The 14,662-nt window shown below is 63.5% G+C and carries 20 protein-coding genes; 3 read left to right on the top strand and 17 right to left on the bottom strand.

Features of this window, described 5'->3' with window-relative positions:
* Nucleotides 1–2 precede the first annotated feature (2 nt).
* A complete protein-coding gene (locus tag M5E06_RS17910; protein ID WP_252139332.1) occupies nucleotides 3–269 on the top strand; it encodes a hypothetical protein in 267 nt (88 codons plus the stop codon).
* Nucleotides 270–517: 248 nt separating this feature from the next.
* Here the strand turns inward: M5E06_RS17910 and M5E06_RS17905 are convergent, their stop codons facing one another.
* Complete coding sequence (locus tag M5E06_RS17905) at nucleotides 518–1,081, bottom strand: hypothetical protein (protein WP_252139331.1); 564 nt, start codon at nucleotides 1,079–1,081, stop codon at nucleotides 518–520.
* 333 nt (nucleotides 1,082–1,414) lie between these two features.
* Nucleotides 1,415–1,882 (bottom strand): twin-arginine translocation signal domain-containing protein, encoded by a 468-nt coding sequence (locus M5E06_RS17900; RefSeq protein WP_252139330.1) that lies wholly within the window; start codon nucleotides 1,880–1,882, stop codon nucleotides 1,415–1,417.
* Here M5E06_RS17900 and M5E06_RS17895 point away from each other — a divergent pair.
* Together M5E06_RS17895 and M5E06_RS17890 are read left to right on the top strand one after the other, a co-directional pair.
* Nucleotides 1,881–2,249: a helix-turn-helix transcriptional regulator gene (locus tag M5E06_RS17895; protein WP_252139329.1), complete on the top strand. Its 369-nt coding sequence runs from the start codon at nucleotides 1,881–1,883 to the stop codon at nucleotides 2,247–2,249. The two genes, M5E06_RS17900 and M5E06_RS17895, sit on opposite strands and share 2 nt — an antisense overlap.
* Nucleotides 2,250–2,253: 4 nt before the next feature.
* A complete protein-coding gene (locus M5E06_RS17890; RefSeq protein WP_252139328.1) occupies nucleotides 2,254–2,631 on the top strand; it encodes a hypothetical protein in 378 nt (125 codons plus the stop codon).
* Nucleotides 2,632–2,638: 7 nt separating this feature from the next.
* Here M5E06_RS17890 and M5E06_RS17885 read toward each other — a convergent pair whose 3' ends face one another.
* The 15 genes from M5E06_RS17885 to M5E06_RS17815 form a co-directional block, all read right to left on the bottom strand.
* Nucleotides 2,639–2,935 carry a phage tail assembly chaperone gene (locus M5E06_RS17885; protein WP_252139327.1) on the bottom strand — a complete coding sequence of 99 codons (297 nt, stop codon included), beginning with the start codon at nucleotides 2,933–2,935 and terminating at the stop codon, nucleotides 2,639–2,641.
* Nucleotides 2,936–2,952: 17 nt separating this feature from the next.
* Complete coding sequence (locus M5E06_RS17880) at nucleotides 2,953–3,456, bottom strand: phage-derived protein YdaY family protein (RefSeq protein ID WP_252139326.1); 504 nt, start codon at nucleotides 3,454–3,456, stop codon at nucleotides 2,953–2,955.
* A 117-nt stretch (nucleotides 3,457–3,573) separates the two neighbouring features.
* Nucleotides 3,574–5,028, bottom strand: coding sequence for a phage tail tube protein (locus M5E06_RS17875; protein ID WP_252139325.1), 1,455 nt, complete (start codon nucleotides 5,026–5,028; stop codon nucleotides 3,574–3,576).
* 76 nt (nucleotides 5,029–5,104) lie between these two features.
* Nucleotides 5,105–5,602, bottom strand: a complete 498-nt coding sequence (locus tag M5E06_RS17870) for a hypothetical protein (protein WP_252139324.1) — start codon at nucleotides 5,600–5,602, stop codon at nucleotides 5,105–5,107.
* Nucleotides 5,602–6,024, bottom strand: a complete 423-nt coding sequence (locus M5E06_RS17865; protein ID WP_252139323.1) for a phage tail terminator-like protein — start codon at nucleotides 6,022–6,024, stop codon at nucleotides 5,602–5,604. The genes M5E06_RS17870 and M5E06_RS17865 overlap by 1 nt, the downstream gene beginning before the upstream one ends.
* A 3-nt stretch (nucleotides 6,025–6,027) precedes the next feature.
* Entirely contained in the window at nucleotides 6,028–6,981 is a 954-nt protein-coding gene (locus M5E06_RS17860; RefSeq protein ID WP_252139322.1) for a hypothetical protein, read from the bottom strand.
* A gap of 11 nt (nucleotides 6,982–6,992) precedes the next feature.
* Nucleotides 6,993–7,391: a hypothetical protein gene (locus M5E06_RS17855; RefSeq protein ID WP_252139321.1), complete on the bottom strand. Its 399-nt coding sequence runs from the start codon at nucleotides 7,389–7,391 to the stop codon at nucleotides 6,993–6,995.
* A 209-nt stretch (nucleotides 7,392–7,600) separates the two neighbouring features.
* Entirely contained in the window at nucleotides 7,601–8,956 is a 1,356-nt protein-coding gene (locus M5E06_RS17850; protein WP_252139320.1) for a major capsid protein, read from the bottom strand.
* 141 nt (nucleotides 8,957–9,097) lie between these two features.
* Nucleotides 9,098–9,679, bottom strand: coding sequence for a phage scaffolding protein (locus M5E06_RS17845; RefSeq protein WP_252139319.1), 582 nt, complete (start codon nucleotides 9,677–9,679; stop codon nucleotides 9,098–9,100).
* A gap of 55 nt (nucleotides 9,680–9,734) precedes the next feature.
* A complete protein-coding gene (locus M5E06_RS17840) occupies nucleotides 9,735–10,559 on the bottom strand; it encodes a phage minor head protein (RefSeq protein ID WP_252139318.1) in 825 nt (274 codons plus the stop codon).
* Nucleotides 10,559–12,124 carry a phage portal protein gene (locus M5E06_RS17835; RefSeq protein WP_252139317.1) on the bottom strand — a complete coding sequence of 522 codons (1,566 nt, stop codon included), beginning with the start codon at nucleotides 12,122–12,124 and terminating at the stop codon, nucleotides 10,559–10,561. The genes M5E06_RS17840 and M5E06_RS17835 overlap by 1 nt, the downstream gene beginning before the upstream one ends.
* Nucleotides 12,125–12,133: 9 nt before the next feature.
* On the bottom strand, nucleotides 12,134–13,330 hold the full coding sequence (locus M5E06_RS17830; RefSeq protein ID WP_252139316.1) for a PBSX family phage terminase large subunit: 1,197 nt from the start codon (nucleotides 13,328–13,330) through the stop codon (nucleotides 12,134–12,136).
* Nucleotides 13,331–13,332: 2 nt separating this feature from the next.
* Nucleotides 13,333–13,794: a terminase small subunit-like protein gene (locus M5E06_RS17825; RefSeq protein ID WP_252139315.1), complete on the bottom strand. Its 462-nt coding sequence runs from the start codon at nucleotides 13,792–13,794 to the stop codon at nucleotides 13,333–13,335.
* 221 nt (nucleotides 13,795–14,015) lie between these two features.
* The gene (locus tag M5E06_RS17820; protein ID WP_252139314.1) at nucleotides 14,016–14,414 is read right to left on the bottom strand and encodes a hypothetical protein; all 399 of its coding nucleotides are present in this window, start codon (nucleotides 14,412–14,414) and stop codon (nucleotides 14,016–14,018) included.
* The gene (locus M5E06_RS17815) at nucleotides 14,411–14,599 is read right to left on the bottom strand and encodes a hypothetical protein (protein ID WP_252139313.1); all 189 of its coding nucleotides are present in this window, start codon (nucleotides 14,597–14,599) and stop codon (nucleotides 14,411–14,413) included. The genes M5E06_RS17820 and M5E06_RS17815 overlap by 4 nt, the downstream gene beginning before the upstream one ends.
* Nucleotides 14,600–14,662 lie beyond the last annotated feature (63 nt).

Genomic DNA, 14,662 nt, shown 5'->3' with positions numbered 1-14,662 from the left:
CCATGTCAATGTTTAGGAACCCATCTAACGGATACCGGCAAAGCGTGGGGCCGCAAACCGTTGCATGGATGTTATTCCTTGGCCCCATCTATTTGCTTGCCAAAGGGGCTTGGTCATATGCCGCCATCACGCTCATGGTGATGGCGTTAATTGCGTTCGTCCCTGGAGTTCCTCTGCTCGCCATATGCGGCATCTGGATAGCCTTCGCCATGTCATCGCCGCTGATGATGGCAGACCATTACAAGCGATCTGGATGGATCGAGGAATGAAAAGGGGCCGCAATTACGCGGCCCCCTTACCCATGCCTAGCACTGCCAAAACTAGACCAACCATTCCAAGCCGATCCGTGCCGTATCTCACCGGTCACTGGCATGCCATTTGGCGCTCTTCGCACCGCAGAGGGGCCGGCTTACCAGCCCCTCCCCATTGCGAACAACGGTCCTTGCCTCACCGGGCCAAACCACTCCAGTCCCGAACAGGGCTTGGCTAGGCTTGCCCCTGCGCACCTTAAGGCCTATCAGGCGACTTCGAACCTTCCGAAACGAGGCCGCCAATCACCAATTCCTACTTGTTCTCCAGCGGCTTGCAAGAAGCTTTTCACCTCTCGCGCATTCAGCATAGATGGCAGAAACTTAACCTCAATGTCCGCCGACCACCCGTCAAAGCGGGGGCGCGTGCGCATTACCTTCGCCATTCCAACCTTAACCGGGACGCGCAAGCGGAAGCGCTCATCCGCCCAAAGCTCCTCTGCCGTGGTTGGGCCGTCATACAGCAGAGTGGCGTTGCCATCGACCAATAGCCCAGCTTTTGCTTGCGGCCCGCGCTTCTCCTTCTTCGCGCCAGCGATCATGACTGCTTCAAGCATCTCGCCGGGGATGCATGGGCGCCCGCCGCTCATGTATAGCGAGCCGTAGAACTCTCGCCTACCCATCTCAATGTGATCGGCGTCAGTCTTTTTCCGCTTGCTCGAAATTTCTGCGATGCTCTTGGCAAAGGAGTTTAACGGGTCCGCGAGTTGGCCGTTGTGCATCAGCAGGGGCGATACGCCCGTGATCTTGAACTTCAAGGTTTCGTATGCCATGATCAAAGCCTTCATGTGTTGGGGCGATGCGCGACACCTCTGCCGGCTCAATGGCGGTGTTTGCGTATCGCCTTTTTCGTTGCTTGTCGGTGATTAGGTCGTGACACGAGACGCATAGGACGGTCAGAGCGTCCAAGCAATCCAGGTCCCATCTGCCTCTCGGCGGATAGTACCGGTGGTGAACCTCTAGCCTGTCGTCTTCCCCGCCAGCATTGCACAACCGGCAGCGACGCCCATCCCGTTCAAGGGCGGTTTCACGAAGCTTGCGCCAAGCCGGAGATGATATGTACTCATTGTATTCCATAACGGCACGCATCCTACTATGACGCGCACCTAGGCGCTATGCGGCGCCGTATCCTGTACCATCCGCCAGACCATAGCCTCGCGGAAGTCGCTGTTCACGCGCTTGAGGAACGCTTCCGTTGCCGGCCTGCCATGGACAAGCACTTCGTCAGCGCTTGGGTGTTCGGTCATCGACGTCAGCAGGTAGCGGAACTTAAGGTGCATTCCGTCCAGCGTCTTTGCCGGCAACGTCTCCATCCGATCCCGGCACCGATCCAGCCGCGCGGTGAACGGCGCGATTTCCGCATCAGTCATGGTCGTGGGCAGGCTATCGTAGTGGCTCACAACCTCGACATACTCCCGCCAAGCGGCGAAGAGTTCGGCGTCTGGATGATTGCGGTCCTTGGCTCCAGCCAGAATGTCGATAATCCGGAATGCAGGTTCACCCTGCGTACCAGCAACCGCACCAACCGGAACAGCGGCCGTTGCGGCGAGAAACTGACGGCGCGATGCGTTCATGGCGTTGCCCCTGCGTCCCGTTTCGTGTAACCTCGACACAGAACATGCAACATTGATCCGGCAACGTCAACAGGAATTTTGCAACTTGGCCATGATTTCGCCACAGCAGTCCAAGGGCGCCCGCGCCATGCTCGATATGTCCCGCTCCGATCTGGCGTCAGCCGCGGGGATAGCGGAGAGGACGCTTATCGATTTCGAGCGCGGCGCCCGCACGCCGCACGCCAACAACCTTGCGGCCATCCAGCGTGCCCTTGAGGACGCTGGTGTCCGCTTCACCGATCATGGGGTAGAGCTTCCGCCACAGGATGCTGTTCAGAAGACGGCGGACAACATCCGCAAGATAATCGGACCCATCGTCACGGAGTGATGCCATGATGACGGGCTTATCCGAGCATGCTCCATATGTTGAAATTCAGGACGGCGACGACTTGACGCCATTCGTTGAGCGTCAAGAGAAACTGGAAGACCTCTGCGGCGTAAAGATTGGCGGCATCTCGGCTCGGAAATCTTCGGCTGACCGGGATGGAGAAACTCGGCTGCGCATCCTAGCCGAAGTCTCTTCGTTCATAGGCCACACACTTGACCGCCATCTGTACATCCAGGCCATCATCTACGATGCGGCTGGCCGCGTGGTTGGGCAATGTACAGAAGCCATCTACGCCACCGGATACCGCGGACTCCGAGCCATCGACATGACGACTTTCTGCCGCGCTGAACCAGCACGGATTACGCTTTTCCCGTATCAGTAGGACGGCGCTACCCGACGCCGCCCTTGTCCTTGGCGCGGTCCTTTTCCTCCTTGTCGGCGATGACTGATCGGTATTCATCATCAGCCGCAAAGACCAGTTGCCGGATCGTCTCCCGGTCTTCCTTGTCGGTGATGCCGTTCTCATCGAGCCATCGGACCACGGAGGTATAGGGGATAGGCCCCAGCCCCATGCCGGACTGGCGGTCCCTTCCCGCCTCCGAGAAGGCCCGCCATGCGTCGGCTATGGTCTCGTCTATCTCTGGACGATCAGCGAGGGGGCCGGGCAGTTCCCCCTCGTCTATCATCTCATCCCAGAGGACGCTTAGTTCGCGGTCGCCTGCCCATTCGGCTGTCCAGCGAGCCAGCTCTCGAATGCGTTTTTTGAGGCGTCCACCGCGTTACGGCGGTAGCTCTCAGCGGTGAAGGCCGTGTTGATGACCTTCTCTCGGGTGTCTTCCGAGGCATTCAGAAGGCCGTACCCGAATTCCGGCGAATACTCGACCGGGTTGCCGGCGGCGTCCGTGAAGCCAGCCCAGCCGGTCAGCAGGCCTTCGGCCGCAGCGCGGATGTTGATGTCCTTGGCCTTGTCATCCGGGATTTTGCCGCCGACACTCAGCAGCTTGTCGTAGGGCTTGCGCAGCCGCTTCACGATCTCCTGATAGGCCTTGGCGCTGTTGTGGGCGACGAACACCCACTTGTCCTCATCGACCATGACGGGGATGCCATGCTCCATGGCGTCGCGGTCGCTGGCGACGGACGAGAAGTCGGGGACCGGCTTGGCCGGGGTTTCGGTGACGGGGGTGGCGGTCTCGAAGGTGTCGCTCATGGTGGAAGTCCTGCTTTTCGGGGTTGTCGGTTCGGGGTTGTCGTGGAAATGGGCGACGGCGACCCCGATAGCGCCGCCGCCCGCCGGTTGCCCGGCCCTCGCCTCACGGCGAAGCTGTTACGCACCCAGGTACGGGATGCGGTCGATCTGGAACATGTAGCCGGTCAGGTTGGAGCCCGTGCTGTCTGGCTGTGCGTCGATGGTGACTTGCAGCTTGCAGTCCTGATTGACCTTGCCGCGGGTGATGTCGCGCTTGGTGACCTTGGCGGCCAGAAGCGTCATCACGTAGGCGTTGCCGGTCGGGTCTTTCAGGATGACAGACGAGTTCGTGACGGTGGCGCCGTCCGCCCGCTTCCACAGCGGCAGGGCCTTGCCGGCTTCGAAGTACAGCTCGGCCTGGAGACTGGCCTTGAAGGTTCCGGAGCCGATACCGACGTTGCCCAGCGTGCCGGCGGCCTTCTGGTCGCGAAGGTTGTTGCTGATCTGGAGCGTGAGCGAGGTGATCTTGCCCGAGACAGCGCCGTTCTCGTAGAACCTCGCAAAACCGGTGACGGCGCTGATGGCCTGCGCCGCGACCGCCGCGACGATGGAGCCGGCGCCGCCGTTGCTGATGGTGCTGGTGTTCTGCGTCTCAGTCAGGCCCTTGAACTGGATCGTCTCCATCACCGGCTGACCGGCGTTGACCTGAACCTGATAGGTGTCCGGCTGGTAGCCCTGGTAGTCGAACACGCCGCCCGTGACTTCGGTGTTCTCCACCTCAATCGTCATGCTGTTGTCAGCAGTGCCGTTGCGGATGAAGTCGCCGAACAGGATGCGGATCGTCTTGCCGGTGCCGGCATCCGTGGTCCAGCCGGTGGGACGGTTGTCCAGCGTGATCGCATGTGCGGCGATGGCCGTGATGCGCGCGTAGTCGTTCAGGACTGCCGTTGCGAACTGGTTGCCGGCCGCCGCGCCGCCAATCTTGATGAACTGACCGACACGCAGACCAAGGGTCGTGAAATCAACCGTGGTCGATGCCAGACCGGTGGACGTGGCGGTGATATCGCCGCTGGCGCCCTCATAGCCGACGACAGTGACCGTCTTCGCCGCGCCAGAGGTTTCCGTGGTCAGGCTGGCGCCCGACGCAACGATGGTGGTGCCGGTCGTGCTGGTGACGACAGCGAGGCCGTTGTTGGCGGCATTGGTGAAACCGGCCCCCTTGACGATGTGGCCGGCGACGACGCCCGAGGACGACGTGACGGTGTAGGCGGTCGTGCTGCTGACGCTCGCACTCGTGGCCTGATAGACGCGTGTCCACGACGCAGCCTGCATCGACAGCAGCTTGAAGTCGTCGGAGGCGCCGTAATCCATGTACCGGCCGATGTTGCCCTTGGGGGTCGCATCGGTCAGCAGGTTGTCGGCGTTCTGACGGTCCGAGCGCACCACGTCGATGGACGTGAAGGCAAGGTCCATGCCGATATCGACGCTCTCGACAAGAAGCGTCTGGAGCGGGCTGGTGGGGGTGGTGCCGGCGCTGGGCTCGATGCCATAGCGGACGGCGATCTTATTCGTTACTGCGCCAACTGAGGGCATACTAAACGGCCTCCTTCAAGCCATGAAAAAGGCCGCCTCAGTGGGCGGCCCGTGTTGGTCGGTCAGTGCTCGGGGTTCAGAACGGCGCGTCGCTCGAAGGTCGGGCGAGCGTCGATATTCGGTACTGCTGCGCCGCCGCGGCGAACGCCGTGTAGGTGTTGAGGAAGACGCCGCGTGGTGTCTTCCGACTGAAGCCGCCCTCAATGTCGCGGGCATATGGGACACTCTGCGTCACCATGACGCGCTGGAACGCCCGGATGCCAGCAAGCCGGTTCATGGCGTCCTGTTCGTCCGGCAGCGGGTACAGCACCTTGTCGCCGTGGACGGGGTGCTGGGATAGCTCAGGCTCGTAGGACGTGTCAGGCGAGCCAACGGAGACCCGCAGCGAGGCGATGAACCGGCCGGTCAGCCGTGGAGAGCCGAAGGGCGGCGACCCGCGCTCATCCCGCGGCGTGGCGAGCATTCCGAACAGATCGGTGACGGCATGCTTTTGGAGCGCCGTGACCATCTCCGGTATGGCTGCCGCCTCCTTCCGCAGCGCCGTGCGGAAGGCGTCCATTCCGACGACCGGCATCAGTAGAACTCGTCCAGTTTGAACGGGACGTTGACCGTCACCCGATACCAGCCTGCTTCCTTCTCTTCCTCTCCAGGCTCGGGATAGGCGGACCAGAAGGTGAAGCCGGAAAACTGCTGCCCACGGAATAGGGCGGCAAGGCTATCGGCCAGCGTGTGAGCCTGCGACGTGCCGACACCCCGCGCTGTCCTGACATGAAGTTGCAGGACGCCCGTGTTCCGGTAGAGGTTCACGTCGGCGCCGAAACTCCGTTGCCACTCATGGCCCCACAGGACCGTGAAGGCGATGAACGGGCCGCCGGCCGGGAAGCTGCCGCCGGGCGCCTGTGGATCGAAGTCAACGTTCTCCCAGGCTATCGGCGTTGCCGTCCAATTGGCCTGGAGGCGGTCTTCCACAGCCGCGCGGGCGCTTGCGTAGCTCATTGCCTACCCCCGAGACTGAAGCTCAAACACTGCAATTTGGTCCCCGGCGTATTCTGGGCGCACCGTCACGACCGACCGCGGCGCTCCACCGTCGATGATGACTTGCCAGTCGGCCGGGGCCGGCGTCGGTATGGCGTTGCCGTTCACGTCCTTGGTGCCCACGATGACCCGCAAGTCCTTGACCGTGACCGTCGTGCCGTTGATGAGGTTGGCGTCGTAGCCAGCGATCAGCGCCTTGACGCTGTAGTCCGTGTTCGTGATGACCGGGTTTGCCCCGCCGCTCTTCGTCTGTCGGCGGAGCGTGATCGTCTTGCCGATGAGCCGGATGACCGTGGCGTAATGGTGGATCACGCTGTCGGTCAGCAACGTGGTCTGAGTGGCGGAGATGCGCCATCCAAGGTCGGTCAGCTCCGCGCTGTTCACGATGTACTGCCGCAACAGCTCATCGGTCAGCAGGTCGGCAACGTCGATCTGGACGCCAGCCACGGCAGGCAGCAGCACGCGCCATGACGGGTTCGCCGGGTTGCCGGCAACGTCCTCAACAGGCAGATCGCCGCGGGGGCTCTCCACTAGGATCGATGCAGGCCAGCCGACAGCGACGGGCGACGTGCCGCCCTGCGTCAGCGAGACGGTGCGGTTGCAGGACACAGCGAGGATCGGCAAGAGCGGCTGACGTGCGGCGATGAAGAACGTTCCCGGATCGCCCGTAAGGTAGTCGCCAACGGCTACCTGAGCGCCGTCTAGCATCGCCTGCCACGTCGCAGCGCCGTACGAATTCGGCTTGGTGTAGTTGCCGTCCGCCGTGAAGTGAGCGGGAAGCGCCGACACAACCTTGTTGCCAGTAGCAAGCGGGTCCGTCGCATCGGAGGGGCGGTAGACGTCGAAGGGGAGGCCAATGCGCTGGGCTGCCTTGCCCATGCCGCGATAGATTTTCGACTGAGCGCGAACGCCGTCCATGTCAGCCTCCGTCAGACGACGATGCGCATCCCGCCGCCGCTGTTGTTCAGGTCGGGGCCGGGGGGCACGCCAAGGAAGCCGCAAAGCTTCTGGCGCCACTGGTCTAGCAGCTTGGTTCGCTGCTCAACCTCTTTGCTGTTCCACTTCCATGGGCCGGCTTCCAAGGTGTCGAGGTTGTCACCCGCCCCCACGATGGCCGCCTCCAGATCGCGGAGCTGGCCCAGGTAGGTGGTTACAACGGTCGCTTCTGCGTCCGTCAGGTTTTGCAGGCGCGTTTCGAGCGCGCTGTAATACCGGAACCACCACGGGAAGGGGAACACGATGACGCCGGTTCCCACGGCTGGGTATCCGGCAAAGCGTCTGATGTCGATCAGGTCCGCTTCAGCGAAGGTGTGCGCGGGAACCGTCATCGTTTACTCCACAGGCTCAACCGGAGCGCCGCGATTGATCAGCAGAGCGACCTCAGCCGCATCCCCGACCACTTCGCCCGCATTCCAGTACCGGTGCCGGCTGTTCTCGTCGATGAACCCGTGAGGGGCCGTGAGCCGGACCTTCGCGGGGATGGAGACGGGGGCATCGCTGCCCCCATCGTCCAGAAGGCTACGGGCCGGACGGGCCATTACAGGCTCTCCAGGATCACCGCGCGCTTGTAGGCCGCATTCGAGGCGGTCGGCAGCACGGTCGGGTTGGCCGTGGTGTCGGTCGGGGCCACGAAGCCGCCGATGTAGCTCCACGACTGCGTGACAACCTGCTTCAGGGCGTCCAGCGGCTCGCGGGTGACGTGGGCCACGTCGTCCACGTAGGTGATCATGGACTCATCGTCCACCGCAGCGGCGGCCTGATAGGCGGTCTGCGTGAAGACGCCTTCCACCAGGGCGCCGGCACCACAGACGATGGCGCGGCGAACCGTGCCGACGCCGGCAAGCGACTGCACCGGGTTCTGGTTGGTCTCCACGATCTGGACGCCCAACAGTTCGGCGATGGCGCCCTGCCGGTATTCCGGGGTGTCCGGCTTGCCGCGGAAGAAATACTGGAAGGCCGGGTCCTGATACAGGCCGGTGAGGTGGATCGGATCGGCGTAGCAGTTGTACAGGCCGTTCGCCAGTTTCGGCACGCTGTTGGCCTCAAGCTGCGCCTTGCCGGCGAGGATCATCTGGATCGTCAGCTTGCCGGCGTTGATGTCGTTGGCCGAACTGATGGCGGCAGTGGTCGGGGCCATCACCAGACCGGACGAGGTGGACGGGCGCAGGATCATCGGCGCCACGGCGGAAATGACGGCGTTGCCGGCGGTCGCGTCCGTGGTGGTCACGTTGCTGTCGAAGGTCAGCGTGCCGGAGATGCCGCCCGGCGTGGTCGAGACGTTGGAGCCATCAGCGGTCGCGCCGATCAGGTTGTAGGCGGTCGCGCCAACGGTCACGACGACCTTGTTGGTCGAAGACACGTCGGTCGGCTGGCCGGAGCTGTTCAGCGTCTTGCGGAAGCCGCGGATGTCGTCCACCGCAACCGTGGTGCCGGCGCTGCCCAGCGTGGTCTTGACGCGGGTGTTGCCGCCCATGTAGGCGCCGAACAGGGCATCGCGGGCGATGGTGTCGATGGAGCGCGACGCCTGCTCGGCCAGCTTCTCCGCGTTCTGGAGATACAGGTCGCCGATGGCAACGCGGCTGGTCGCCACGTTCAGCATCATGTTGGCGGCGTACTGATCGACCGAGAGAATGTACTGCTCGACGCTGTAGTTCTGCGGGGTCAGGCCCGACGTAATGTCGGTGTTGCTGGCGGCGGCCATCGGCGTGGTGACGGCGGGGAGCAGACCGGTGCGGGTCTTGGTGATGCTCTCACCGATGTTCGCCATGAAGGCTTCACGGTCGGCGATGGCGCGGAAGCCGAGACGAGCGCGGAGGCTGTCGCCGAAGGAGCGCTCAAGAAAGCCCTGCTGAATGACGGACTGAATGGCAGAGGGCAGGTTGTTCATAGCCATGGTGATGTTTCCTTGAAAGGCGCACTTGGCGCGGTTGGGTTTGGTAGTGTCGGGCGTCAGGCCCAAGCGCGCCCATCAGGGCAAAGGCACAAAAAAGCCCGCCATCGGGCGGGCTGCTGGGGTGGTGAGAGGGTGAGCGGGTCAGGGCATGCGGCCGGCGGCGATGGCGCGGCGCGCTGCCTGGAACTCTTCAGGGGTCATGTCCTTCGCCAGCTTCTTGTCGCCCGGCTTGGGGGCGGGGGGCGGCGGAGTGGGGTTGCTGCTGTGCGGCTGCGGCGCGCTGAACAGGTAGGGCTTGCTCTCCTTCAACGCGGCCAACATCTCGTCAGCGCCGGTCACGTTGCCCGTGTCGTCCAGCTTGACGGCGGACAGGTCAGCCAGTTTCAGGCCGTCCAGATCGACCATACCGGCCTTGATGGCGGCGGCCTTCAGTTCAGCGCGAATGATGCGGTCGTTAGCGGCCTGTTCGGCGGCGGTGCGAGCGGCGGCGGCGTCTGCCTGCGCCTTCTCTTCGGCGGCCTTGGCGGCGGCGGTAGCGGCGTCAGCGTCAGCCTTGGCCTTAGCGGCTGCCTCTTCGGCGGCCTGAGCCTTCAGGCGCCACGTCTTGTTCTCGCCTCGAAGCTCGGACACATACTCGCGAGAGAAGGTCTGGGGCTCCGGCGGAAGTTGCGGCGCGGGCGGGGCGGGCGGCTGCGGGGCGGGCGGGATGGTATCGTCTGACATGGTTTCCTCTGCGGCTCTACCGCGTTGCGTCCGCATCAGCGGACATGACGCCCGGTCAGAACTGGCCGGGCGAAACTGCTTCGAATGTCAGGGTGCAGCGGCACCGGGGATGGATTGTCGGGGCATCGACGGGGCCAACAGGCGTCCGGAACGCCTCACCCACCGGCACGCCGTTTGGGTTCATGCTGGGAATGGCAGCGCAGACCGGGCACAGTCGCTCATCAAGAGCGACCTGCCAGTATTTCCGCACCTCCACCGCCTCATTGCTCCGGCGCTGTGCCTGCTTTGCCGCGCTCTCGCGCCCCATCTGCACGGCGTTCCAAAGCTCCGTGGCGGCGGTCATCTTGGCCCGCTCCTTCAGCGCCTTGGTTGCCCACTCCCGCATGACGCGGTTGATGTCGGCTTCCTTTGCGCCTAGAGCCTTCAGCGTCTCCAGTTGGACCAGCAAGCCGCCCGTCTGCCGGGCATTGGTGCCGGCGGCGAAGGACAGCACCTTACCCACCTCTTCGATGGTCAGCCCGTTGCGCTTGCCCCATGCGAACACCGCATCGACCGCGGCTTTCGTCCCCGCGCCGAACTGCTTGAGGAACGCGCGCTTGGCGTCACGCTCCGTGGCAACGACGGCAGGGTCCAGGCTGTCAAATGAGCGGTACAGGGCGCGGGCGGCGGCGTCGTGAGCGTCGAAGATCGGAGCAAGCGCCCCACCCATCGACAGGGCGAAGTCGCTCCACCACGAAGCCGGCATGTACCAGACGGTGACTGTGGCTGCACGGGACCGGAACAGCAGCAAGGCCGCCAGAATGGCCGCCGTTAGCTCCCGCTCGTAGTCCTGCGCCGTCTTCTCAGCGTCCTTGGGATCGTCCGTGAGAAGATCGACCATCACTCACCCCCTGCGTCTCCCTTCGGCATGGGCATGCGGCCGTGGCCGTCTTCCCCGGTGTCGTCAGGCGTCATGTCGGCTAGCCTCTGCATGGCCTTGTCCTGATCGCCTTCGATGCGGGCCACCTCTTCCCCCACGTCCGCGATGTCGTAGTCATCGGCGACGTTGGCGATTGCCGTCTCCTGGCTGATGAGGTTACTGTCCCGCAGCGTCTTGAGCGTGGTCGCGTCGTTCTGGCGGTCTGTGGCTGTCGGGGCGTACCAGCGCGGCCAGTTGAGCGTCACTTCGGATGCTGGGTTCATCTTCGGGATCGGGCGCCCGTGCTTGTCGGCAAGCGGGAACCTCTGACCGGCCTTGATGACCATGTACAGCAGATCGAGCAACGCCCCCTCGCCGTAGGAACAACGGAGCCGATCCGCAAGCCAGATGAGGGCTTGGTTCATGAGTTCCATCGCCCGGCCGGACTGAGCGGCGGACAGCTTGTCGGCATCGGCGCGGTTGCCACCCACGGCCTCCAGAGCGAAGGCACGCAGGGCGCGGGCGTATTCGACCACGGCCCCAGCGGCAGACCCGCTGATCTCCAATAGCTTCGCGTCGCCCTCCTTGGACACGACCAGGGCGTTCGCCCCCTTGATGAGGTTGCCGTTGCCCGTGGGCGGCTCCTTGATCATCAACAGGGGGTCGGAACTGTACTTGAGCCCCCGGCCAGCCTGCGAAAGCTGGTACTCAATCTCAACCTGCGTCGAGATGGCCGCTTCGAAGGTGCATGCGCCGTCCGCATCGTCTCCGCCCGGCAGGTTCCGCACCCATACCATGGGCACAAACCCGAGCGTGTGCTTTACCGTTCGGTCTGCGTCGATGACCGGTTCAACCGGCTTGTCGGACATCACCGGCCAAGGAAGATACCAGTTCTCGGCAGACGCATCCCAGACACGGCGGAACCAGAAGTCTGCGGCCATGGCCTCGGCGGTAACGTCCACCTTCACACCACGCCCCTGCGGCTGCTTGACGGTCACGCCTGCCTTGTACAGCGCCACCACGTCATAGCCCTGCGCAGCCAGTACGGAGCCCTTCACCTTGTACTGCTCCGTCACGCTCTCCAGCACGTCGGGGGCATCAGGGCGCCATGCCGGCGACAGATAGGCAGTCGGCAGGGCGGAGAAGAACACCCGGTTGCCAAGAACCCGCATGAGGATGGCGACGGAGCCGACAGAGCCGCGGGTGGCGGCGTCAACCATCACCTCGTTCAGCTTGCTATCGGCGATGACCTTGCTCAACGCCTGCGCTGTTTCCTCATCGTCCGAATGTGGCGTGGGAAAGTGCCCCTCGCTGAACAGCATGGACACGCTGTCGTTGACGATCACCTTGCACAGGTTGTAGCGCACCGAAGGCCGCCGCTCCGCCAGTGGGACATAAGCCCCGCTTGGCTCCTGTTCCTCATGGAACTCGTACGGCAGGCAGTCGTACATGGAGCCATCCAAGACGCTCCCGAGCCACTGCACGCGGGCAGTGCGCGCCGGGTAATCCCGGTCGGTCGCCATGGCCTGTTGCAGGGTCTTGAGCATGGGGCATCCTTAGCGGCGCATGAAGGGCAGATGAATGGACTTCGCTTCCGGCTTCCGGAGCAACTCAATGGCGTAACGGATAGCGTCGATGACGTGGTTTTCCTTGTCCTCCAACTGCGGCAGGACTTCGCCGGTCAGCTTGTCCACCTTGTAGGAGTACAGGGTTAGCTCGTCGATTGTGTGCTTACAGTCGGGGTGGACGACGATGTCGTAGCTCTTGAGGAACTCGATGCCGTCTTCAACGGAGCCTTGGCCCTTGTTCGCCGCGACGACTTGTGGGAAGCCGTGCTTCTGCACGTAGCTGATCGTCTCGGGCCGGGCACTGTCGGCACGGATCGGCCATTTGTCGGAGCCGGGGACCGTGCGGAACAGGGCGGGCGTGTTGTCGATCTCGCAGCCGACCTTGTAGGCTTCCTTGTCGATGTAGAGCGTCCTGCCGTTGATCCAGCACCGCACCAAGACGGTTGGGTCAACGCTGAACCCCCAGTCGGCACCGAAGTAGAACCGCGCATCGGCCGGCGTGTCGAACGCCTCGATCCGCCAGTTCTTGAAGACGCGGGCCTCGCTGTTCCGCTGATGCTCGCCCAACCAGATGTGAGCGTACTTATCAGGGTCGCGGCGACGGTCCCATTCCATTTCGTCCCGCAGGACATCGGGGAACCAGGGGTTGTCATCCCAATTCACCCGCTTGACCACGGCGTTCGGCGGCGCGTCAGAACCCCTCAGCAACGTCTCGACCGGGTCGTTCGGAAGCCGTGGGTTCCACGTCATCCAGATTTCGGAGCCGGGCTTACGCAGCGTCGGGATCAGGATGTTCAGGCTATTCTGAGAGACCGTCGCGGCCTCTTCGATCCATGCACGATCCAACCCCTCCAAGCTCTTGATGCTGTCCGGGTTGGTCCGCAACCCTGCGAACACGAAGAGCGAGCCATTCGCCCCGCGTATCTCCGTGTCAGTGCTCTGGTAGAAGCCCGACAGGCCAGAGGCGGCGATCTTGTCGTCAAGGAGCCGCTTCACGCTGTCCTTGATGCTGCGCTGTATCTCGCGGCAGCAGAGGATGCGGAGAGGTTTCTGTGCGGCCTGTAGGACCAGTGCTTGGGCGAAGGCGTGTGACTTTCCGCTGCCCCGACCTCCCCACGCCGCACGGTACCTAGCCTGCCCCTCGAAGAGGAAGCTGAACACCTCCGGCATTTGGATGGTCGGCATCGTCAGCCCCCGTTGCCGTCGCCCCGCTTGGGCGACACGAACTCAATGCGGAGCGATCCGTCCGTTTCGATGGGCTTGCCATCAGGCCCGCTGTGTTCCTGCGTCACCTTGTCCCCGTAGCGCTTCGGCGCCAGCTTCGACAAGTACCAGCGGCGCGCATCAAAGCGGAGACGGTCGCGCGTTGGGTCTCCTGCGATGTTGTCCGAGATGTCGAACACTTCGTCGGCAATCGCGTCTAGGCCGATGTCCCGGCTCCGCGTGTATTGCGCGGAAAAGCCATTTACATCGTCAACAACCCAACCCCTTACCGTCGCTTCTGCTGGCATGTCTTCGTCACGGCATATTGCCCTGAGGCTTTGCCCATTGGCGAGGCGATCACAAATCGCTGCGGCAATCTCTGGCGTGTAGGACGACGGCCTGCCGCGCTTCTGCGGCTCTCCCTTGTCCGTCGTCTTGCGTGCCATGTCTCGTATCCTGTCTCTCTACCCAATCACCCAAGCGACGATCACCCCAGCCGCAGCAAGCGCAGCCATTGCCCATCCCGCACGGGTGTAGGCGTGGCGCTTGCCGTGCTGTAGCCCGTCCTCGTAGCCCCGGCTGTAGCTGTAGGCTAGACGCTGGACGGAAGGGCCGGCGGGAGGCGTGATGCGCTCTACGGCCTGTAGGGTGGGCTGCATGCTGCGGTTCATGGCGCCATGCCCTTCAGCGCATCGGCCGGGCGCATCGGCACCAGCACATAGACGTGATCGGCCTTCAGCAGACCGGCCCGGCTTGGGTGAGGGTCGTGCGCCAGTTCGCCGGCCTTCATGACTACCATGTGATGGACGCCACGTGATGCCGGCCCGCTTGCCAGATAGTAGGCATCGGGGCAGTGGTTGCCGGGCAGGCGGATCATGTCGAAGCCCAGACCTTCGAGCCAATAGCCAAGCGCCAACTCTTCGTGGCTGCCGCGGTCACGGGCCTCAAGGAAGTCTGGCACGTCAGCAAGCGGCAGGCCCAACAGCGAAGCAACGGCGGCCTGCATGCAGTTGCCGCGCGTCCCGGCTTCTTTGTCGTGGAAGCGGTCTTGATCTACAGGCTTCATGGCCGGAACCTGTGGTCAGTGAGGCGGGCGCCCCGACGTATGCTCTGGTCGATGCGGGCCTGCCGTTCGTCGAAGCGGCGTCGGCTCTCTGCCATCTCGTCACAGGCTGCGTCGAAGAAGGCGGCCTCCGGAGTGCCGGGCTTAGTGATGGCCTGCGCCAGCTTGCGGAAGGCTTCGATCAGCATGGCGGCATCCCGTTGACGAGATCGCTGGTCACGCCCCACACAGCGAAGTGCGTATCTGCGCCC

This window comes from Azospirillum sp. A1-3, from assembly GCF_023806445.1.
Taxonomy (GTDB): Bacteria; Pseudomonadota; Alphaproteobacteria; order Azospirillales; family Azospirillaceae; genus Azospirillum.
This window is presented reverse-complemented; position numbering and strand designations above follow the sequence as displayed.